Here is a 20,594-nt window from a genome sequence, read left to right as displayed (position 1 = left end):
AATATAAAAAAGTGGGTATAAGATCACAATTTTATGTTGTTTTTTTCCATTTTGCCGACAAGAAATGCGATAATTAGGGGATAACAACACAGAAACTCAGTGGTATAATAGAAAAAGTGATCAGATGCTAGTATTTTTTGTCTTTTTCTGATGCTTCAAGAACATAAGCGATAGTAGGGTGTGATTCTTTTGATCGAGATGTATGATGTCTGGAAAACATATCCCAATGGCACTAATGCGCTAAAGGGGATTAATGTAAAGATTGATAAGGGTGAATTTGTCTATGTTGTAGGTCCGAGTGGTGCAGGTAAATCAACCTTTATTAAATTAATGTATCGTGAAGAGAGACCAACCAAAGGACAAATCTTTTTAAACAGTTTTAATGTTAGTCGTATTAAGGAAAGACAAATACCGAATGTACGCCGAAGTATCGGAGTTGTGTTTCAGGATTTTAAACTATTGCCAACTTTAACGGTATTTGAAAATGTTGCATTTGCAATGGAAGTCATCGAGGCGAATCAGAAAAGCATAAAGCCTCGTGTTCTGGATGTGCTTAATCTTGTTAAATTAAAGCATAAAGCAAAAATGCTGCCAGGAGAGTTATCGGGTGGAGAGCAACAACGTGTCGCATTGGCGCGGGCTATCGTTAACAATCCAAGTATCATTATTGCGGACGAGCCTACAGGTAACCTTGATCCCGAAACTTCATGGGATATTATGCGCTTGTTTGAAGAAATCAATCAGCGTGGAACGACCGTTGTAATGGCAACACATAACCGTGAGATTGTTAATACGATTCGCCGTCGTGTCATCGCGATTGAAGCTGGTGAAATTGCCCGCGATGAACAGAGAGGGGAATACGGTTATGAAGATTAGTACATACGGACGCCATGTGCGAGAAGGTGTAAAGAATTTGGGACGGAATGGCTGGATGACTTTTGCTTCAGTCAGTGCCGTAACCATTACATTATTGATTTTAGGTGTATTCTTACTACTCGCATTAAACGTAAATCACATGGCAAAATTGGTTGAAAATCAGGTTGAAATTCGTGTTTTTATGGATGTTACCTCCGATAAAGCAGTAGCAGAGAATTTACAAAAACAAGTGAAAGCATTACCTGCTGTAGAAACCGTTACCTATGTTCCGAAAGCTCAGGGATTAAAGGATTTGCGAGAGCAGCTAGGTGAAAACGGAAAGCTTTTGGACGGCTTGGAGAAAGAGAATCCTCTACCAGATGCATTGGTAGTTAAGACTAAAGAACCAGAAGATGTAGATTTTGTCGCTAAGCAGGTCAAAGAGATGGAACATATTGAAGATGTCGACTATGGGGCGGAAACGGTGAACAATTTGTTTACCGCAACCAATATTATGCGTAATGTAGGCATTTTCTTCATTATTGGATTAGCTTTTACGGCGATGTTCCTGATTGCTAATACCATTAAACTAACAATTGTTGCACGCCGTCGTGAAATTGAAATTATGAAATTAGTAGGAGCAACCAACTGGTTTATTCGTTGGCCTTTCTTTATTGAAGGTCTGTTTATGGGTGTAATGGGAGCGATTATTCCTATTACTATCCTTACAGTAGGCTACTACTATTTATTGCAACAAATACACGCTAGCATGTATAGCTCAATGCTTCCTTTATTGCCAATGGATCCGTTTGCCTATCAAGTAGGGTTATTATTGATAGGAATTGGTGCTTTTATTGGTATTTGGGGAAGTATGCTTTCCGTTCGCAAATTCTTGAAGGTGTAATGATAGAGCAATTGATAGAATAAGGCTATGGGAGGGCACGTGAAATGAAAAAGAATAACCTCATTCTTTCTGTTTTAGCGACCAGTATGCTGGCATGGGGATTAGCGCCTGCTCCTGCGGGGTATGCCAGTAAGAAATCATTACAGACGATTAATCGTGAGCTAGAACAAATCAGATCACAGAAAAAGAAGCAACAACTTCAGGTCAGTAATATTAAAAGTCAAATTAATACAGTGAGAAGCGAGCAGAAAAATTTAGATCATGAGCTATTCGCCATTGATCTAAAGCGAGAAGAAACACAGCAGAAGCTGGACAAGCTGGATAAGGATATCAACGCAACAGCTAAAAAAGCCGTGGTTGCACAGGAAGATTTAGATTCCGCTGTAGATCGGGTGGCTAAGCGTGATGAGCTATTAAAGACACGTGTCAAAGCAATGTATAAACGCGGTAAGGTTTCTTACCTAGATGTATTGATGGGCTCCTCTGATTTTGGCGATTTGTTAACACGCATGCACGGCATGAAACTAATTGTCGAACAGGATAATCGAATTTTGGAAGAGAACAAAAAGGATAAACAAACCATTGAAAAACGGAAGAAAGACGTGGATAATTTACTTGCTTCCTATAAAACGATGTTCTCAAAAAGCGAAGATTTAAAAGAGGAGCTGGATCGACAATATAATCGCAGTGTCGTTGTGAAAGCGGAGCTTAAGAAGAAGGAAAACGATCTCGTAGAAATCGAAGCAGAAGCACAGGAAGCCATGAGAGCGATGATTCAGGCAGAATCTGCTAAGCTGTTAGAAAAGCAAAATTTAAGTAGTGTTAGCAATTACAAAGGTGGAAAATTAGGCGTTCCACTTGATTCGTTTGTTCTTACCTCTTCGTTTGGATATCGAGCTGATCCGTTTACAGGAAAGTCAGCTGGTCATGATGGGCTTGATATGGCTGCTCCTAAAGGAACAACGATTAAGGCGGCTGAAGATGGTGTTGTTATTTTTGCTAGTACGATGCGTGGATATGGTAATGCAGTCGTTATTCAGCATAATAACGAAATTAGCACGCTGTACGGACATATTCGTGAGGGCGGAATTAAGGTTCGGGTTGGACAAGCTGTAAAACGTGGTGAAAAGATTGCAGAGGTAGGTTCCACTGGACGCTCAACTGGTAACCATTTGCATTTCACCGTGTATAAAAACAATCGACCGGTTGATCCAGCACCTTATATCCGCTAGCAGTCTCGCAAATATTGTAGCTCCACTTTGCATACACTAGTTGCATAGCTTTTCCATGGCTGACAAAAAGGATGGTGTATAGTATGAACTGGAACGGACGCAAGGTGCTCGCCCTTGTGCTAGCTGGTATGTTGACCAGTAGTCTCTTAACTGTGATTGCTGTGAAGACAGCTCCGTTAAGCTCTGCAACCAATGCAGTAGTGGCTGGCGGAAGCAACGGTCTTTTCTCTCTTGGTAGTGGACAAGATTCGCTCAAAGACTTTGCTAAGCTACAGGAAGTATATAAAATAATCAAATCGCGTTACGTGCATGAGGTAGCTGATGACAAACTCATGGAGGGTGCCATCAATGGCATGATCTCTGCGTTGGATGATCCGTATTCAGACTATATGGATCCTCAGGCAGCAGCAGAATTTAATGCATCTCTTAATTCTTCATTTGAAGGAATTGGTGCAGAAGTAACAATGAAGGATGGTAAGCTTACCATTGTTTCACCGATAAAAACCTCCCCAGCAGAAAAGGCGGGGCTTCGTCCGAACGATCAGGTGCTTAGCGTTAATGGCGAATCTTTGGAAGGCTTAGATTTGCATAAAGCGGTAGGCAAAATCCGTGGACCTAAAGGAACCAAGGCTACTCTTAAAATCTTGCGTGCAGGACAGCCTGAACCGATTACTGTTGTAATAGTTCGAGATGATATTCCAATTGAGACGGTCTATAGCTCTATCCTAGAGAGTAACGGTAAAAAGATCGGTAAATTGGAGATGACTTCTTTCGCAAGTGCCACGGCTGACGATTTTAATAGAGAATTGGCTGAACTAGAGAAAAAAGGAATTCAAGGATTAATCATTGATGTTCGTGGTAACCCAGGCGGTTATCTAAAGGCGACAACTAGTATTAGTGAAGGCTTGGTCCCTAACAAAGCCAAAATCGTTGAAATCTCGTATGGAAATAATAACGAACAAGTAGAGACGTTTTATTCCAAAGTGGATAAGGGAAAGCCGTATCCAATCACTGTACTTATTGATGGAGGGTCTGCTAGTGCTTCTGAAATTTTAGCAGGTGCCCTTTCTGAGAGTGCAGGTGCAAAATTGGTTGGTGAAAAAACGTTTGGTAAGGGTACCGTTCAGAACACGATGGAAATGAAGGATAAGAGCCAGTTGAAGCTGACAATTGCCAAATGGTTAACACCAAAAGGGGATTGGATTCATAAAAAAGGTATCCAACCTAATGAAGTTGTCAATCAGCCAGACTACTTCAAAGCAACTCAGCTCCCACATGATAAGGTATTATCACGTGATATGAATGGGTTGGACGTTAAGAACCTCCAATTAATTCTTAAAGGATTGCAATTGAAGCCAGATCGTATGGATGGCTATTATGATGCTTCAACTGAAGCGGCAGTGAAAAAATTCCAACAGGCGCACAAGCTTGAAGCTACGGGAAAAGTTGATCAAAAAACGGGTCTAGAGATGCAAACCGCTTTAATTAAAGTAATGAAAGATCCGAATAATGATCGCCAATTGCAACGTGCATTGGAAATCACCGCACAGTCTAAGGTAAAATAATCCAAAGAAAAAAAGCAGGGAAACCTTTCTATTCTGTAGAAAGTAAGAACCACGAACAAAACGGTCGTGGTTCTTTTTTTGCATGAAGATAGATTGTTAACAATGATAGAATAAGTGCAATAAGTTTTGCCGGCACTAGAGGCTTGGCAGCTGCCAAGTTCTCTTTTATATTTTTTGAGGGGGAGAGAATTTTGAGTGTGCTCTGGAACCTTATAAGCAACTATTTGTACGCATTGGTACATTTTCTGTTAAATCCGCTCTTATATGCGTTTCTCATATTTATTTACTTGCATTATCGCAAACAAATGTTATGGGAGCGTCAACTGTTTTCTGTACGAATACATTCGCCATTGACACAGACTCTCCGTTCCGTTGGTCTGGGGATGGTAGGTGGTTTGTTTGTTAGTCTGGTAGCTGGTTTACTAGGTATTTTCATTCAGGTATCTGACATGTGGATCGCCTGGGCAATTGCTCTATTACTCGCCTTTGTAAGGTTTCGATTTCTATGTTTAGCCTATGGGACAGCTATTTTTACCGGCTTACACGGAATTGCTAAACTATTTCCCATAGTAGGAGAGATATCTGGTTTCGACAAAGTCTGGGGTTGGTTTGCTCATGCTAATCCAGCACCATTATTAGCTTTAGTAGCTCTTTTACATATCGTAGAAGCGTGGTTTATTAGAAGTCATGGAGGCAGACATGCATCTCCGTTGTTTGTAGAAGGTAAACGTGGAAGAGTTGTAGGTGCTTACCAACTTCATTCCTTTTGGTTAACACCTGTTATTGTATTAACACCTGTTACGGGAGAAGCATTTCATGTGCCTGCTTTATTTCAAGGTTGGCCATTGTTTTCTCCTGATTGGGCGATGGCTACACTTGGAATGCTACTATTACCAGCTATTACGGGTTTTTCTGCTATTACCAAAACGAAAACACCTCAGGCAAAGGCGAACTCGTTATCCAAGCATTTATTTATCTACTCATTCCTTTTGCTTGGAATAAGCTATGCAGCAGTAATCATTCCGTCTCTTGTATATGTGGCTGCCCTCTTTGCATTTTTTGGACACGAATGGTTGGGCTGGCTAAGCTCACGTCAAGAAGAGAAACTGCCTCCCTACTATGTTCCTGCTGAAAAGGGCTTGAAAGTGATGGCTGTTCTGCCAGGGACACCTGCCGATGTAATGGGAATTAGGATCGGTGAGGTGATCGTTAAGGTAAATGGGCACCCGATCTCTGTAAAAGAAGATTTATATCAAGCGTTACAAGTTAATCCAGCATTCTGTAAAATGGAAGTTTTAACATTGGATAATGAAATAAAATTTACGCAGAGTGCTATCTATGCGGGACAACATCATCAGCTTGGAATTATTGTGGTACCAGACGAGCGAACAACGCATTTTGTTTCCATGCAGGAGATTGGTTTACATGGAGTAAAGAAGCATAAGTCTAAAGGAGAGCACGAGCTTGGAATTTAGAAGATAGAAGGTAGAACATAGAACATCATGTATTACCCGAGTAAAGGACAAGTATGGCAGTCCCTTACTCGTTTTTTTTGTACTATCGAAAACTATAAAAATGAAAAGAAAATCAAAGGATTATGGGCGTGGATGTATAAATCATAAGTATATGAGTATATACGATCTATAGATAAGGAGGTGAATAATGGTACTGCTTATCATTCTTACCATAGGACTTTCGTTTTTATTAAATTGGTTAGTTCCATTAATTGGATTTGAAAGTGACCCTTTTACAGTTTGGTTGGTTTCTTATCTCATTTGTTTTCTTGCAATTATTCCGTGGCAATTAAAAAGGGAGGAGCAAAGATATGAGGGGTTCATGGAAAGAGAGCCTTTTTGGAATACGGAATCCACTATGATTCTACAAATTCTAGCAATAGCTGAAAAAAGAAAAGGTTATATCACACCATCTGATATAGCGGCCCAAACTGAATTAACTATTAAACAGGCAATAGAAGCGTTACAGAAACTACAAAAGCAAGGATATGCAGAACTAAGTGTGGCTCAGACAGGAGATATTATTTATTATTTTCCTGGGTTTAAATAATAAAGAGGTGAATGAGATCATTGGCGATCTATACAAGAGACGTAGAATCAGAAAGAACGAAGCAACGGAGAGAGGATTTCTTTGAACTTGTTTATATATTTTTATATCTTTCTACCATACTAGCAATTGTCTATACGTTTAGAAAAATCCAAGAAAATGCTATTTTTATCGCCGTCCTTATCGGTATAATAACCATAGTTTTCCTAGCTTTCTCTATTCGAAAAAAACGTTTACTTAAAAGAGAATATCGATCTAGTTGTGAAGCATTAGCCTTGTCTATTGCAGGTAGGCATAATGGGAGATTATCTGTCCCATTATTTTCTTTAGAATCTTCGTTACGTCTAGATGAATGTGACAGAATAGTAAGGGATTTAGAAGAAAAGGGAGTATTTAAGAGTATTATTAATACTGGGAGTGGAACTATATATCATTTAGACCCTTACATATTACAATCGTTGGAGCGATCTAATCAGGATAGTGATCAGGAGAATGATGATGAATGTGACAGTGAATGGGATGAAGAAGATGAAGACGAAGACGATGATTGGGATGATGACGATGACTGGAACGAAAATCAGAAGCAGATGACTAAGAAGAATCATGCTCAACTGTTAAACGTCATAGTACCTGAATCTATACGTGAAAACAAAGTGGTTCGTTTTTTTACAGCAGGAAATATTCTTGTTAAGGTATTACTTGTGCTGCTCATTGTACTATTTGATCTTGTAGATAAACATTATATCCTTGAACATGCAAAAATATATATTGTAGCTACGTCTGTTTCCCTTAGCTTTTTTATTCTACTGGGCATTTCTAGCTATGTTCAGAGTAACAAGACCATGAAGCGAATGAGAGAGATAGATATCATGGATTACATTTTTGAAAAAGAAGGATATCTTTATCAAAAAGAGATTGCAGCCTATACATACGAATCAATTGACTCTGTACAACCTACTATTCAAAATTGGTTCAAAAATAGATATGCATCTATTCATACGTTAGATGATGGCTCTATACTATATTATTTTCCAGAGATAACAGATCAATCGGTTATTAATCAGAATCGTTCTTTTTTCTCACCTATGGAACACAGTAATAAACTGATCATTCAATTTATGCAATACGCCATGCTAGCCTGTCTACTAAGTGGGATGGGAGGTTATGTTGCTGATAGGTATGGTATGTGGATGTTTGGAATTGCATGGGGGATCATTTTCTTACTTGCTCTTGGCACGATCGCTTCTCGAGTATCGACCGAGTCAGAACGAATGGAGAGAATGGGCTTTCAGGTAGCAGAGCAAAAGGGCGGAGCGTTGACCATACATGAATTTGCTTACGGGGCAGGAATTAGAATGGAAGAGGCTGCGCAGATATTAAGAAAATGGGAGCAGGAAGAGTTAGCCAGAAGCATGGAACACCCAGATCAGATTCCTTATTACAAAATTAATGGTGTTCTTAGTATGGAGCAGCGACTAACCTCAGAATATGTATAGAAGACCATTGAGACAGATAAGACTTCATTTAAGCAAGCATGGAAAACCAAAGATGACCTCAAGCTACTTTTTGAGGTCATCTTTGTCTTTTGAAAAGCAGTTTTTTGTTGTTCTTATCAATTCTTAGGTAGTGGGTTTTTCTTGTTCTTAAGGAGTTTCAGAACCATCAGGATTTTGGAAGCCATCTGTTTCACCAGTACCATCTGTATCCCCTGGCTCAGAAGGTGGTTCTACTTCTTCCTCTGGTTCCGGTTCTGGCTCTGGCTCTAGTTCTGGTTTTACTACTTCAAGCCCAACGATATCCGTAGATTTAATCTTTTTACCGTTCTCTAGAACAAATTCAACTAAACCATTTTTCATGCTGACTGCTTGAATGATGCCTGTTTCTTCAGTTGAGGTTGGTTTACCATCCGCGTCTTTCCCTTGTTCCGTATACGTAACTTGATAACCAATCATATTAGCGTATTTTAGCGTTTGGTCAACGCCAGTTTGGGACGTAAGCGATTCTAAGCCATGGATTTGCTGTTGGGAGATAATATCGTCACCCACTAAAAACCAAATTTTACCCTCGACCATTTTTACACCGTTAACGGTACCAGAAGCTGTTGTTACATATATTTGTCCGGACTCATCTTTACGAGCCACCTCATAGGTAGCTTTTTTACCGATGATTTCCTCGTACTCTTTTACGTTTAACAGACTGCTATTTGACTCCTTCATGAGAAGTTCAATATTCGACACTTTTTCTACCATTGTCATCATAGCAGTTTGCATCATAAATTGAGAGTTGTCCATTGGTGACATCGGGTCTTGATTCGCAAGTTGGGCAATCATTAGCTTCATAAAAGACTCGCTATCCAACCCAGTTGAATATTCTTTTTTATTGGCATAGTTATATTCTGGTAGTACGGAAGACTTTGTTTTCGGTATTGTGCTTTGTGCTGCGGTCTTAGCCGCCGCCATCGACTTTTGTATGTTGTTGGTCGGCATTCATTTTCCTCCCAAATGGGTAAAAATTATCAGACAGATAGACTTGCTATCTTTCATTATTATCGGTAAAATCACTTATAACGAATAGACAAACAAACGTTCGAGTTTTTGCTTAGATTTTAAATGATTGTGCTATAATGAAGGATAGGATATATAAAGGAGGATGAGGGGACCGTGGATCGTTTTGAGTTAGTTTCGGAGTATACGCCTTCAGGTGATCAGCCTACTGCGATTGCAGAGTTAGTGGAAGGAATAAAGGCTGGTAAACGTCATCAAACTCTGCTGGGTGCTACCGGAACAGGTAAAACTTTTACAGCTGCTCATATGATAGCTCAGGTGAACAAACCTACACTAGTCATGGCGCATAACAAAACCTTAGCTGCACAGTTGGCAGCAGAATTTCGTGAATTTTTCCCAAATAACGCGGTAGAGTACTTCGTTAGTTACTACGATTACTATCAACCGGAAGCCTACATTCCTCATTCGGATACTTATATTGAAAAGGATTCAAGCGTTAATGATGAGATTGATAAATTACGTCACTCAGCAACTAGCTCGTTATTAGAGAGACGGGATGTAATCATTGTAGCTTCTGTTTCTTGCATATACGGTTTGGGTTCCCCGATTGAATATAGAGAAATGGTACTTTCTTTGCGTACGGGCATGGAAAAAAGCAGAGATGAGGTTTTGCATCGGCTAGTAGATATTCAATATGATCGCAATGATATTAACTTTACTCGTGGGACGTTTCGTGTTCGAGGAGACGTGCTGGAAATATTCCCGGCGTCGCGCAGTGAACAGGCAATACGAGTAGAGTTTTTTGGTGATGAGATTGAGCGCATTACAGAGATTGATGTATTAACCGGGGAGATTATGGGAAGCCGAGACCACGTAGCGATTTTCCCTGCATCTCACTTTGTTACCCGTGAAGAAAAAATGAAGAAGGCTGTTGAGAATATTGAACAGGAGCTTGAACTAAGGTTGCTAGAATTGCAAGCAGCAGGCAAACTACTGGAGGCTCAACGTCTAGAACAGCGTACGAGATATGATATTGAGATGATGTTAGAAATGGGCTTTTGCTCGGGAATTGAGAACTATTCCCGTCATTTGACTGGTTTACCGGAGGGACATCCTCCGTACACGTTACTTGATTACTTCCCAGATGATTTTTTGATGGTGATAGACGAGTCTCATATGACCCTGCCACAAATCCGCGGGATGTACAATGGCGATAGAGCGCGTAAAGATGTACTGGTGGAGCATGGTTTCCGCTTACCGTCCGCACGCGATAACCGACCACTCAGGTTTGAGGAATTTGAAAAGAAAGTAAAGCAAGCAGTCTATATTTCAGCTACACCAGGAGTATATGAACTTGAGCACACGCCTAAGATGGCAGAGCAGGTCATTCGTCCAACAGGTTTAGTTGATCCAACTATCACAGTTCGTCCAATAAAAGGCCAAATTGATGATTTAATCGGCGAAATTCAGGCAACCATTGCTAAAGACGAGCGTGTTTTAGTAACGACGCTTACGAAGAAAATGTCAGAAGATCTAACCGATTACTTGAAGGAGATTGGCATTAAAGTCCGTTACCTGCATTCCGATATCAAGACGATTGAGCGCATGCAGATCTTACGCGCCTTGCGATTGGGTGAATTTGATGTTTTGGTGGGGATTAACTTGTTGCGGGAAGGATTGGATTTGCCGGAAGTATCTTTAGTTACGATTTTAGACGCTGATAAAGAAGGCTTCTTGCGCAATGAACGGTCATTAATTCAAACCATTGGGCGTGCTGCGCGGAATGCAGAGGGTCGTGTAATTATGTATGCTGACAAAATGACTGATTCAATGACGAAAGCAATACAAGAAACAGAACGCCGGCGTAGAATCCAGCTTGCTTACAATGAAAAGCACGGCATTACGCCACAAACGATTCAAAAAGCTGTTCGTGGAGTTATTGAAGCAACAAGAGTGGCGGAGGAGAAAGCTGATTATCTACCACACTTAGATGTAAAGAAGATGCCGAAAAAAGATCGTATTGTAGTTATCGAGCGAATGGAAGAGGAAATGAAGGAAGCCGCACGCAATCTCATGTTCGAACGTGCAGCAGAGCTTCGTGATTTGATATTGGAGTTGAAAGCAGACCTGTAGGGAGTGAAATACATGCCATTAGATCGAATCGTGGTGAAGGGTGCACGCGCTCATAATTTAAAAAACATAGATGTCGTCATCCCACGAGATAAATTTGTTGTTTTAACGGGATTATCTGGTTCAGGAAAATCGTCTCTTGCTTTTGATACGATCTATGCGGAAGGACAGCGTCGTTATGTAGAGTCGCTATCTGCTTATGCTCGTCAATTTCTTGGACAAATGGATAAGCCTGACGTAGATTCTATTGATGGTCTATCTCCAGCTATTTCGATTGATCAGAAGACCACTAGTCGCAATCCACGTTCTACTGTAGGAACAGTGACAGAGATCTATGATTATTTGCGTCTGTTGTATGCGCGTATTGGTAAGGCTGTTTGTCCTACTCATGGAATAGAAATTAGTTCACAAACGATCGAACAAATGGTAGATCGTATTATGGAATTCCCGGAACGGACCCGTATGCAAATTCTTGCTCCTTTAGTTCAGGGACGTAAAGGAGAGCACGTAAAGCTATTGGAAGATATCCGTAAACAAGGTTATGTACGGGTTCGTGTTGATGGAGAAGTGCGGGATTTATCTGAAGAGATTCTTTTGGAAAAAAACAAAAAGCATAGCATTGAAGTTGTAATTGATCGGATCGTTGTCAAACCTGATTCTCAGACACGTATTGCTGATTCCTTAGAAACAGCTTTGCGTTTAGCAGACGGTAAGGTGATTGTCGATGTTATCGATCAGGAAGAACTACTATTTAGCGAGAAGCATGCTTGTCCACTCTGTGGCTTCTCGATTGGTGAGTTAGAACCGCGAATCTTCTCATTTAATAGTCCGTATGGAGCCTGCTCAGAATGCGATGGATTGGGAGTGCGGATGGAAGTGGACCCTGATCTGGTTGTTCCGGATTCTGCAAAAACATTGTCAGAGGGTGCTGTAGCAGCTTGGGAACCAAAGTCTTCTACCTACTACCCACAATTGTTAGAATCAGCGTGCCGTCATTTTAGCATTCCTACAGATGTACCGGTGGAAGAGCTAGAAGATGAGCAATTACAAATCGTTTTATATGGTAGTAAAGGTGAAAAAATTCAATTCCGTTATGAGAATGAATTTGGTCAAGTACGTGAGGCTACAGTGGCATTTGAAGGGGTAATCCCTAACCTACAAAGACGTCACCTAGAAACCAGTTCTGATTATATACGGGAACAAATTGAAGGCTTCATGGGTCAAAAAGCTTGCCCGGTTTGTAAGGGTCAGCGATTGCGCCAAGAGAGCCTAGCTGTTTTGATCGGCAAACGTAATATTTCGGAGTTAACCAGTCTATCTATTGTAGATGCACACCAATTTTTTGATCAAGTCGAGTTAAGTGAGAAAGATATTAAGATCGCTCAGATGATCTTAAAAGAGATCAAAGCCAGACTGAATTTCCTCATTGATGTGGGGCTTGATTACCTTACATTAAGTCGAGCGGCAGGAACCTTATCAGGTGGAGAAGCCCAACGTATACGATTAGCTACACAGATTGGCTCTAGTCTAATGGGAGTCTTGTATATTTTGGACGAGCCAAGTATTGGTCTACATCAGCGCGATAATGCTCGTTTGATTAAGACGCTTGAGCATATGACAAGCTTAGGAAATACACTTATCGTAGTAGAGCATGACGAGGATACGATGCTAGCCTGCGATTACATTATCGATATTGGTCCTGGAGCAGGGATTCATGGTGGACAGATAGTAGCGGAAGGAACCCCACAAGAAGTGATGAAGAATCCTGACTCTCTAACAGGAGCTTATTTAAGTGGGCGTAAATTCATCCCTGTTCCTCTTGAAAGACGTAAGCCTGCACAAAATGGAGAAGCTTGCGATAAATGGGTGATTATTGAAGGGGCAAAAGAAAACAACCTGAAAAATGTAAACGTCAAGATTCCATTAGGTGTGTTCGTTGCTGTTACGGGTGTCTCTGGTTCAGGAAAAAGTACCCTAATCAACGAGATTCTACACAAAGCTTTGGCACGTGAATTAAATCGTGCAAAAGCCAAGCCTGGAGAATTTAAACGGATTAATGGCTTGGAGCATTTGGACAAGGTAGTTGATATTGACCAGTCACCAATTGGTCGTACACCTCGCTCGAACCCAGCTACGTATACAGGTGTGTTTGATGATATTCGTGACCTGTTTGCCTCCACTAATGAAGCAAAAGTGCGTGGATACAAAAAAGGGCGATTTAGCTTTAACGTAAAGGGCGGGCGTTGTGAAGCTTGCACAGGGGACGGTATTATTAAGATTGAAATGCATTTTCTACCGGATGTATACGTACCTTGCGAGATTTGTAATGGTAAACGATACAATCGTGAGACCTTAGAGGTTAAATATAGAGGCAAAAGCATTTCTGATATTTTGGAAACAACAGTGGAAGATGCAGTTGAGTTTTTCAAAAATGTACCGAAAATCCAACGGAAGGTTCAAACCTTGCTTGATGTTGGTTTAGGCTACATGAAGCTAGGACAACCGGCAACTACTTTATCAGGTGGAGAAGCCCAACGCGTTAAATTAGCTTCTGAATTACATCGCCGAAGTACGGGGCGCACCATATACATTCTAGATGAACCAACAACAGGATTGCATACCTACGACATTGATCGATTGCTAAAAGTCTTGCAACGATTAGTAGAGAATGGGGATACTGTTTTGGTTATTGAGCATAATCTGGATGTTATTAAGACAGCAGACCATATAATCGACCTTGGACCAGAAGGTGGAACACGTGGAGGTAGTATTGTAGCTACAGGAACTCCTGAAGAGGTAGCCAAGGTTAAGGGATCGTATACAGGTGAATTTTTGGGACCTATTCTTGAACGTGATCGCAAGCGTACCCAAGAACGGATTCAAGAGCTAGTTAATCATACCTAGGGTAAAAGCTTTACATTACAACATGGGAAAGGCATCCTTTTTAACAGGGTGCCTTTTCATTTACACGATATGAAAGATAAAGTCAATTCGCGAAGAGAGTTGTTTGCACAAGGTGCGTTCGTTACAATAGGGGTAAGAAATAACGGAAAACAGCAATCTTGGCTGGGAAAGTGGTGTTTGATACAAATGGTAAATGTCAGTCATCTTGTCGAACATTTTCAACTGAAAATAGTAAGTGGCGAAAAAGGGTTAAGTCGCCCGATCAGCGTTACTGATTTAAGTCGACCTGGATTACAGCTAGCGGGATATAAATCCCATTATCCTGGAGAACGCATCCAAATTCTCGGAATGACTGAAATGGAATTTTTACATACATTACCTAAAGAGACCATAGTTGATAGACTCAGCTTTTTAATGAGTGAGGAGACACCTTGCTTATGTGTAGCGCGTAATTTGGAATTGCCACAAGAAGTGCTGGATGTGTCTAATAGTAGAGGAGTACCTGTCATTCAATCTCCTTTACCTACAACCAGTCTGGTTAGTAAGCTTACAAATTATTTAGAAGATCGTCTTGCTCCAACCGCTACCATTCATGGGGTTCTTACGGATGTATACGGAGTGGGCGTCTTTATTCTTGGTGCTAGTGGAATAGGGAAAAGTGAGACAGCTCTGGAACTGGTTAAGCGTGGTCATCGTCTCGTAGCAGATGATGCTGTAGAGATTCGTCAAACACAAGAAGGCCACTTAACGGGGATGGCACCTGATTTAATTCAACATTTATTAGAAATCCGCGGAGTAGGTATTATCAATGTAATGACGATGTTTGGTGCAGGAGCTGTGCGTAATACGAAAAACATTGATATGGTCGTGAAGCTAGAACTGTGGGATCAGCATAAGCACTACGAACGTTTGGGACTAGACGAAGAAAAAATGAAAGTAATGGATACAGATGTGCCGGTCATTACCGTCCCTGTGCGTCCAGGTCGAAATTTAGCAGTTATTATCGAGGTAGCAGCTATGAACTATCGCTTGAAACGCATGGGCTACAATGCTGCTGTGCATTTCTCTAAGCGTTTGACAGATACAATTGAAGATCATGATTCATTTATCTAAGATGATGCGATCCCTATAGGAAGAGGTAAAGGAGCAATCTGACGCTTATGCGTAACACCAAACGATATCCCGTAGCGGGAGGAGTAAATCCGCTTTGGCATATGTATAAAACCGTGAGTTTTTGGAAGGTTTGCAGAAACTTTGTTGTTATCCAACTGGCGCGTTATTGTCCGTTTGTGTTTGTGAAGAATTGGATGTATCGTACCTTTCTTGGAATCAAAGTAGGCGATCAATCTGCTGTAGCATTGATGGTCATGATGGATATTATGTATCCTGAACTAATTACGATTGGACGAAATTGCGTAATTGGCTACAATACTACAATTTTAGCCCATGAATATTTAGTGGACGAGTATCGACTAGGGGAAGTTATTATTGGTGACCGTGTATTAATTGGCGCCAATTCCACGATTTTGCCAGGGGTAGTCATTGGTGATAGTGCAGTAATTGCAGCAGGGAGTGTTGTTCACCGTGATGTACCAGCAGGAGCATTTGTGGGTGGAAATCCGTTACAAATCATTCGACAGTGAAGTAGAGGACCTTTGTCTCGTCAGGAGACGAAGGTTTTTTTATTGTAAATAAAGCGTTTATAGAAGTGCAATAGGGAAAAGTGTAATAAAGCCTCTGTTTGTGGTCGAGGCTAAAAAATATATTTTTGACTACTAAGTACGTAGGCAAAGATATAACACAAAGACATGCTGTCATAAAAAAATGTTGACCTCTTTGATAATTAGTAGTATATTTTCTACTAATTCACACGCTTTAGTTTATTAGCAGAGTAAAGTGTCTATAGGAGCAGGAGGGAATGAGGATGGCTACACCTTTGGTTTTTGAAAAGCCATTGGGCATGCGGGATGTATTGCCTGAGCTGTTACAAAAACAACGTGTAATTGAACGAATTTTGCGTCAATGTATATCGAGGTGGGGTTATGATGAAATTGCTACGCCTGCGCTGGAGTACTTTGAAACGGTGGGGGTAGCAAGTGCGACCTTGACCGACCATATGTTTAAGCTGTTGGATAAACAGGGACATACTGTCATTTTACGTCCTGAGGTGACGGCACCTATAGCACGTGTTGTCTCCTCCTTGTATAAGCACGTACCTTATCCTATCCGGTTATTTTATCAAGCGAATGTATTTCGTGCGCAAGAAAAAGAAGCTGGACGTCCTGCTGAATTTTATCAAACAGGAGTGGAGCTTATCGGGGATGCTAGTGTAGATGCTGATGCTGAGGTGATCGCCTTAGCAATTTCATGTTTACAAGAAGCAGGTGTAGCTGCCTTTAAAATAACGATTGGTCATGTGGATGTGGTAACAGGCTTGTTAGAAGAAATCGTGGTGGATAAACACGAGAGGTTGAGCTTGGTGAAATGCCTACAGCATAGAGATTATGCAGGATATCGACAGGTTGTGAGTACATTATCTGTCACGGAGGAAGAGAAAGTGAAATTGCTTTCCTTACTTCAATTACGTGGTGGTAGAGAGAGCATTGAGGAGGGTATGCAGCTCTTACGTAATCCGAAATCGGTAGAAGCTATGCAAACCATTTCATCATTATGGGATGCGTTGGCGGCTTATGGTGTGGAAGAGCATATCTTATTGGACTTAACACTTATTGGTCGTTTTGATTACTATACAGGAATTGTTTTTGAAGGGTATGCAGCAGATATAGGTTCATCTTTGTTAAGTGGCGGACGATATGATCGGTTGTTAGAGCAATTTGGTCGTTCAGCAGCAGCTACAGGGTTTGCACTGGAAATTGATTGTTTATTACAGGTAGCAAATATAGTAGCCCCTTTTAATCAAAAACGTTATGTCATTCTATATGAGCAACATCAACGGGAAGAGGCTCTTCGCTATGCACAGCAAAAACGTGATGAACAAAATATCGTTATTACAGCGAGGTGGTCAGCAGAGGTAGAGCATGCTTTTGTAAATTGCGAGCAAAATCATGTTGTTATCTGGGGAGGAGAGGTACCGTGAGAAAAACAGAATCGTTGCAAAAATTAACGATAGCGATGCCAAAGGGTAGAATCTTTGAAGAATCATTAATCTTTTTACAGGAATCAGGAATCGTGCTTGAGGAAAATTTCAAAGATTCCCGCAAATTAATTATTCCTGTTCCTCATTTTCAGATGGAATTTATTTTGGCAAAACCAGCTGATGTACCGACTTATGTGGAGTATGGGGTAGCAGATGTTGGTGTAGTAGGCAAAGATGTTTTATTGGAAGAAGACAGAGACGTCTATGAATTACTTGATCTTGAAATTGGGAGATGTCGCATGGTAGTTGCTGGTTTAGCTCAGTATCAGCCAGCGGTTCAGCCTAGAGTAGCTACTAAGTATCCTACAATCGCATCACGTTATTTTCGAGAGCAAGGTCAACAGGTCGAGGTCATTAAGCTAAATGGTTCCGTAGAATTAGCTCCTTTGATCGGACTTGCTGAACGAATTGTTGATATTGTCTCTACGGGACAGACATTACGAGAGAATGGTCTGGTGGAGATTGAACATATTTGTGATATTACTACAAGATTAATTGCTAACCGCTCAAGTTATCGAATGAAAAGTGAAGCAGTAGAGGACATTGCCCAAAAATTTCTCCAGGTCATTCCAAAAGCAGAGGTACTCAGAGATGAGAAGGATAGGAGGTACTAGACAGCATGCTACGGATTATAAATGCACGCGAGCTAAGTATCACACGTAGTATTGACCGAGGCACCAAAGAACAGCAAAGTGCGGTACGGGAGATTTTACAAGCGGTTAAAGAGTATGGCGATGAAGCAATTCGTACATTTACACAAAAATATGATGGAGTAACAGTAGGTGAGATTCGAGTAACGGAAGCAGAGTATCTAGCTGCCAAGACATTCGTTTCCAACGAGGTGCAAAAAGCGTTGCAAGAAGCTGCCGACAATATTCGCGCATACCATCAACATCAGGCACGTACATCCTGGTTTACGACAAGAGAGTCTGGAACTATGCTAGGCCAAATGATTCGGCCTCTACATAGCGTGGGGCTTTATGTTCCTGGCGGTTCCGCTTCCTATCCCTCCTCTGTTCTCATGAATGCCATTCCAGCACAAGTCGCAGGGGTGGAGAAAATTGTAATGGTCACACCACCGGATCGAGAAGGTAAGGTTGCCCCAGCCGTTTTAGTTGCTGCCGAGATCGCTGGTGTGACGGAGATTTATAAAGTTGGTGGGGCTCAAGCAATTGGAGCACTTACGTATGGAACCAAGACTATTCCTGCTGTAGATAAGATTGTAGGGCCGGGCAATATCTATGTAGCGCTAGCCAAACGTGAGGTGTTTGGAGTGGTAAGCATTGATATGATAGCCGGTCCTAGTGAAATCGTAGTGTTAGCAGATGAAACAGCCTCGCCCCGTTATATTGCTGCTGATCTCCTGTCACAAGCGGAGCACGATTCAATGGCATCAGCTATCTTGATTACGACCTCACAAAAAGTAGCTGAGGAAGTAGCTTTTGAAATAAAGCAGCAAATAGTGAGCTTACCAAGAAAAGAGATCGCTGAAGCTTCCTTACACTCTCATGGAGCTATCTGTGTTGTGGCTGATTTGGAAGAAGGCTTTGCAGTGGTTAATCGATTAGCTCCTGAGCACCTAGAGTTACATGTGGAAGATGCCTTTAGTCATTTAGGGAAAGTAAAAAATGCCGGAGCTGTTTTTTTAGGTCCCTACAGCTCCGAACCTGTAGGAGATTACTTTGCAGGAACGAATCATGTTTTACCAACAAATGGAACAGCCCGTTTTTCTTCTCCTTTATCAGTGGATGATTTTATTAAAAAAATGAGTGTTATTTCTTATAGTAAGGCTGATCTCGTAGAACATGGAGAAAAGATTGTGAGATTGGCGGAGGCAGAAGGGTTAACAGCTCATGCCAAAGCTATTCAAGTTAGGATAGCAGAGTGTTAATGATAAAGGCTGATAACAGAGTGTTGTCAACTTAGCTGAAAGGAAGAAAGCGATGGAACAGGCTATGAGTCGAACAGCAACTATAAAGCGAAAAACCAACGAGACAAATGTAGCTTTACAATTTGCAGTAGACGGAAATGGAGAGAGCAGACTAAACACAGGTGTTCCCTTTTTGTCGCATATGCTTGATTTATTTACGCGTCATGGCCATTTTCAATTACAGGTAGAAGCAGAAGGCGACATCGAGATTGACTATCATCATACGGTTGAGGATATCGGAATTTGTCTAGGTCAGGCCGTACGTGAGGCGTTGGGTGATAAAACGGGGATCAAACGCTATGGGAATGCATTTGTTCCTATGGATGATGCGTTGGCCCAAGTGGTGATTGATATAAGTAATCGGCCTCATTTGGAATACCGTGCTACTTATCCTTCTTGGCAGGTTGGACAATTTCCTACTGAGCTAGTGCAGGAATTTTTGTGGAAATTTGCTTTAGAATCACGGATGAACGTTCATGTTATTTTGCATTATGGCCAGAATACCCACCACATGATTGAAGGGATATTCAAAGCCTTAGGCCGTGCGTTGGATGAAGCAACGCAGATCGATCCACGAGTAAAAGGAGTCCCCTCTACGAAAGGAATGCTGTAGAAACATGATTGGAATTATCGACTATGGGATGGGTAATTTGTTTAGTTTACGCAAAGCGCTGGAACGTTTAGAGGTAGCACATGAGATCGTTAGTCAACCAGAACACTTAAATAACTATAGTGGATTATTACTACCAGGTGTAGGTGCCTTTGGGGACGCCATGAGATATATACGAGCAATCAGCTTAGATCAAGCGATCCGAGAATATGTACGGACAGATCGTCCAATATTGGGAATATGTTTAGGAATGCAACTATTGTTTAGCGAAAGTGAAGAGCATGGGGAGCATAAAGGCTTAGACCTGCTCCCAGGGAGAGTTGTACGCTTTCAGGGAGATTTTAAAATTCCTCATATGGGATGGAATCAACTTTCTCTAAGGAATCGTCAGCATCCTTTAGTAAAGGGAGTACTAGAAGGAGAATATGCGTATTTTGTGCATTCCTATTATGTACAGGTACATGATCCGACTCATTTGCTTGCAACCACGGACTATCATCATGATGTAGCAGCGATTGTTTCGTCTGGAAAAGTTACAGGTATGCAGTTTCATCCAGAGAAGAGCGGGTCAACAGGCATTCGTTTATTAGCTAATTTTGTACAGCAATGCAAGGAGGGTCTGTCATGACATTCACTATCTATCCTGCTATCGATATACGTGGAGGGAAGTGTGTTCGTTTATTCCAAGGGGATTTCAATCAAGAGACAGTATATGGGGAGTCTCCTCATGATATTGCTCGAA

At 41.2% G+C, this 20,594-nt stretch carries 18 protein-coding genes (1 of these 18 running past the window's edge); 17 read left to right on the top strand and 1 reads right to left on the bottom strand.

The annotated features are described in order from the left end of the window. Window positions 1–189 precede the first annotated feature (189 nt). From ftsE to BrL25_RS08420, 7 genes are all read left to right on the top strand, one after another. The gene (gene ftsE / locus BrL25_RS08450) at window positions 190–876 is read left to right on the top strand and encodes a cell division ATP-binding protein FtsE (RefSeq protein WP_018669823.1); all 687 of its coding nucleotides are present in this window, start codon (window positions 190–192) and stop codon (window positions 874–876) included. Further along, window positions 866–1,759, top strand: coding sequence for a permease-like cell division protein FtsX (gene ftsX, locus BrL25_RS08445; RefSeq protein ID WP_018669824.1), 894 nt, complete (start codon window positions 866–868; stop codon window positions 1,757–1,759). The genes ftsE and ftsX overlap by 11 nt, the downstream gene beginning before the upstream one ends. 44 nt (window positions 1,760–1,803) lie before the next feature. Further along, the gene (locus BrL25_RS08440) at window positions 1,804–2,991 is read left to right on the top strand and encodes a murein hydrolase activator EnvC family protein (protein WP_018669825.1); all 1,188 of its coding nucleotides are present in this window, start codon (window positions 1,804–1,806) and stop codon (window positions 2,989–2,991) included. An 83-nt stretch (window positions 2,992–3,074) separates the two neighbouring features. Next, entirely contained in the window at window positions 3,075–4,556 is a 1,482-nt protein-coding gene (locus BrL25_RS08435; protein WP_018669826.1) for a S41 family peptidase, read from the top strand. A gap of 191 nt (window positions 4,557–4,747) precedes the next feature. Further along, on the top strand, window positions 4,748–6,031 hold the full coding sequence (locus tag BrL25_RS08430) for a PDZ domain-containing protein (protein ID WP_018669827.1): 1,284 nt from the start codon (window positions 4,748–4,750) through the stop codon (window positions 6,029–6,031). Window positions 6,032–6,218: 187 nt separating this feature from the next. Beyond that, window positions 6,219–6,620, top strand: coding sequence for a helix-turn-helix domain-containing protein (locus BrL25_RS08425; RefSeq protein WP_018669828.1), 402 nt, complete (start codon window positions 6,219–6,221; stop codon window positions 6,618–6,620). Window positions 6,621–6,640: 20 nt separating this feature from the next. Then, window positions 6,641–8,113, top strand: a complete 1,473-nt coding sequence (locus BrL25_RS08420; protein WP_018669829.1) for a hypothetical protein — start codon at window positions 6,641–6,643, stop codon at window positions 8,111–8,113. Window positions 8,114–8,260: 147 nt separating this feature from the next. On the opposite strand, the gene BrL25_RS08415 is transcribed toward BrL25_RS08420, so the two are convergent. Then, window positions 8,261–9,103: a flagellar hook assembly protein FlgD gene (locus BrL25_RS08415; RefSeq protein WP_018669830.1), complete on the bottom strand. Its 843-nt coding sequence runs from the start codon at window positions 9,101–9,103 to the stop codon at window positions 8,261–8,263. A 174-nt stretch (window positions 9,104–9,277) separates the two neighbouring features. Here BrL25_RS08415 and uvrB point away from each other — a divergent pair, with 174 nt between their 5' ends. The 10 genes from uvrB to hisA all read left to right on the top strand — a co-directional run. After that, window positions 9,278–11,254, top strand: a complete 1,977-nt coding sequence (uvrB, locus tag BrL25_RS08410) for an excinuclease ABC subunit UvrB (RefSeq protein WP_018669831.1) — start codon at window positions 9,278–9,280, stop codon at window positions 11,252–11,254. Between the two features lie 12 nt (window positions 11,255–11,266). Further along, complete coding sequence (gene uvrA, locus BrL25_RS08405) at window positions 11,267–14,155, top strand: excinuclease ABC subunit UvrA (RefSeq protein WP_018669832.1); 2,889 nt, start codon at window positions 11,267–11,269, stop codon at window positions 14,153–14,155. Window positions 14,156–14,341: 186 nt separating this feature from the next. Beyond that, window positions 14,342–15,268, top strand: coding sequence for an HPr(Ser) kinase/phosphatase (gene hprK / locus BrL25_RS08400; RefSeq protein ID WP_176452362.1), 927 nt, complete (start codon window positions 14,342–14,344; stop codon window positions 15,266–15,268). Between the two features lie 47 nt (window positions 15,269–15,315). Continuing rightward, on the top strand, window positions 15,316–15,798 hold the full coding sequence (locus BrL25_RS08395) for an acyltransferase (RefSeq protein WP_018669834.1): 483 nt from the start codon (window positions 15,316–15,318) through the stop codon (window positions 15,796–15,798). A gap of 281 nt (window positions 15,799–16,079) precedes the next feature. Beyond that, a complete protein-coding gene (locus BrL25_RS08390) occupies window positions 16,080–17,252 on the top strand; it encodes an ATP phosphoribosyltransferase regulatory subunit (protein ID WP_018669835.1) in 1,173 nt (390 codons plus the stop codon). Window positions 17,253–17,287: 35 nt separating this feature from the next. Continuing rightward, the gene (hisG, locus tag BrL25_RS08385; protein ID WP_051088560.1) at window positions 17,288–17,926 is read left to right on the top strand and encodes an ATP phosphoribosyltransferase; all 639 of its coding nucleotides are present in this window, start codon (window positions 17,288–17,290) and stop codon (window positions 17,924–17,926) included. A 5-nt stretch (window positions 17,927–17,931) separates the two neighbouring features. Beyond that, a complete protein-coding gene (hisD, locus tag BrL25_RS08380; RefSeq protein WP_018669837.1) occupies window positions 17,932–19,203 on the top strand; it encodes a histidinol dehydrogenase in 1,272 nt (423 codons plus the stop codon). A 52-nt stretch (window positions 19,204–19,255) separates the two neighbouring features. Beyond that, window positions 19,256–19,855 carry an imidazoleglycerol-phosphate dehydratase HisB gene (hisB, locus tag BrL25_RS08375; RefSeq protein WP_018669838.1) on the top strand — a complete coding sequence of 200 codons (600 nt, stop codon included), beginning with the start codon at window positions 19,256–19,258 and terminating at the stop codon, window positions 19,853–19,855. A gap of 4 nt (window positions 19,856–19,859) precedes the next feature. Next, window positions 19,860–20,480 (top strand): imidazole glycerol phosphate synthase subunit HisH, encoded by a 621-nt coding sequence (hisH, locus tag BrL25_RS08370; RefSeq protein WP_018669839.1) that lies wholly within the window; start codon window positions 19,860–19,862, stop codon window positions 20,478–20,480. After that, window positions 20,477–20,594, top strand: partial view of a 1-(5-phosphoribosyl)-5-[(5-phosphoribosylamino)methylideneamino]imidazole-4-carboxamide isomerase gene (gene hisA, locus BrL25_RS08365; RefSeq protein WP_018669840.1) — the beginning only. It continues 629 nt past the right edge of the window; only the first 118 of its 747 coding nucleotides appear in the window; it begins with the start codon at window positions 20,477–20,479; its stop codon lies off the right edge, out of view. Before hisH ends, hisA begins: the two co-directional genes overlap by 4 nt.

It is taken from the genome of Brevibacillus laterosporus DSM 25 (assembly GCF_002706795.1).
GTDB lineage: Bacteria > Bacillota > Bacilli > Brevibacillales > Brevibacillaceae > Brevibacillus_B > Brevibacillus_B laterosporus.
The sequence above is the reverse complement of the archived record's forward strand: the minus strand, read 5'-3'. Positions and strand labels throughout refer to the sequence as shown.

Bases quoted from the DNA above. Each gene is read 5' to 3' on its own strand.
- BrL25_RS08395 (WP_018669834.1), top strand. From the start codon at position 15,316: ATGCGTAACACCAAACGATATCCCGTAGCGGGAGGAGTAAATCCGCTT.
- BrL25_RS08440 (WP_018669825.1), top strand. From the start codon at position 1,804: ATGAAAAAGAATAACCTCATTCTTTCTGTTTTAGCGACCAGTATGCTG.
- ftsX (WP_018669824.1), top strand. From the start codon at position 866: ATGAAGATTAGTACATACGGACGCCATGTGCGAGAAGGTGTAAAGAAT.
- BrL25_RS08425 (WP_018669828.1), top strand. From the start codon at position 6,219: ATGGTACTGCTTATCATTCTTACCATAGGACTTTCGTTTTTATTAAAT.
- hisH (WP_018669839.1), top strand. From the start codon at position 19,860: ATGATTGGAATTATCGACTATGGGATGGGTAATTTGTTTAGTTTACGC.
- BrL25_RS08435 (WP_018669826.1), top strand. From the start codon at position 3,075: ATGAACTGGAACGGACGCAAGGTGCTCGCCCTTGTGCTAGCTGGTATG.
- BrL25_RS08390 (WP_018669835.1), top strand. From the start codon at position 16,080: ATGGCTACACCTTTGGTTTTTGAAAAGCCATTGGGCATGCGGGATGTA.
- hisB (WP_018669838.1), top strand. From the start codon at position 19,256: ATGGAACAGGCTATGAGTCGAACAGCAACTATAAAGCGAAAAACCAAC.
- hprK (WP_176452362.1), top strand. From the start codon at position 14,342: ATGGTAAATGTCAGTCATCTTGTCGAACATTTTCAACTGAAAATAGTA.
- uvrA (WP_018669832.1), top strand. From the start codon at position 11,267: ATGCCATTAGATCGAATCGTGGTGAAGGGTGCACGCGCTCATAATTTA.
- hisG (WP_051088560.1), top strand. From the start codon at position 17,288: ATGCCAAAGGGTAGAATCTTTGAAGAATCATTAATCTTTTTACAGGAA.
- hisD (WP_018669837.1), top strand. From the start codon at position 17,932: ATGCTACGGATTATAAATGCACGCGAGCTAAGTATCACACGTAGTATT.
- BrL25_RS08415 (WP_018669830.1), bottom strand. From the start codon at position 9,103: ATGCCGACCAACAACATACAAAAGTCGATGGCGGCGGCTAAGACCGCA.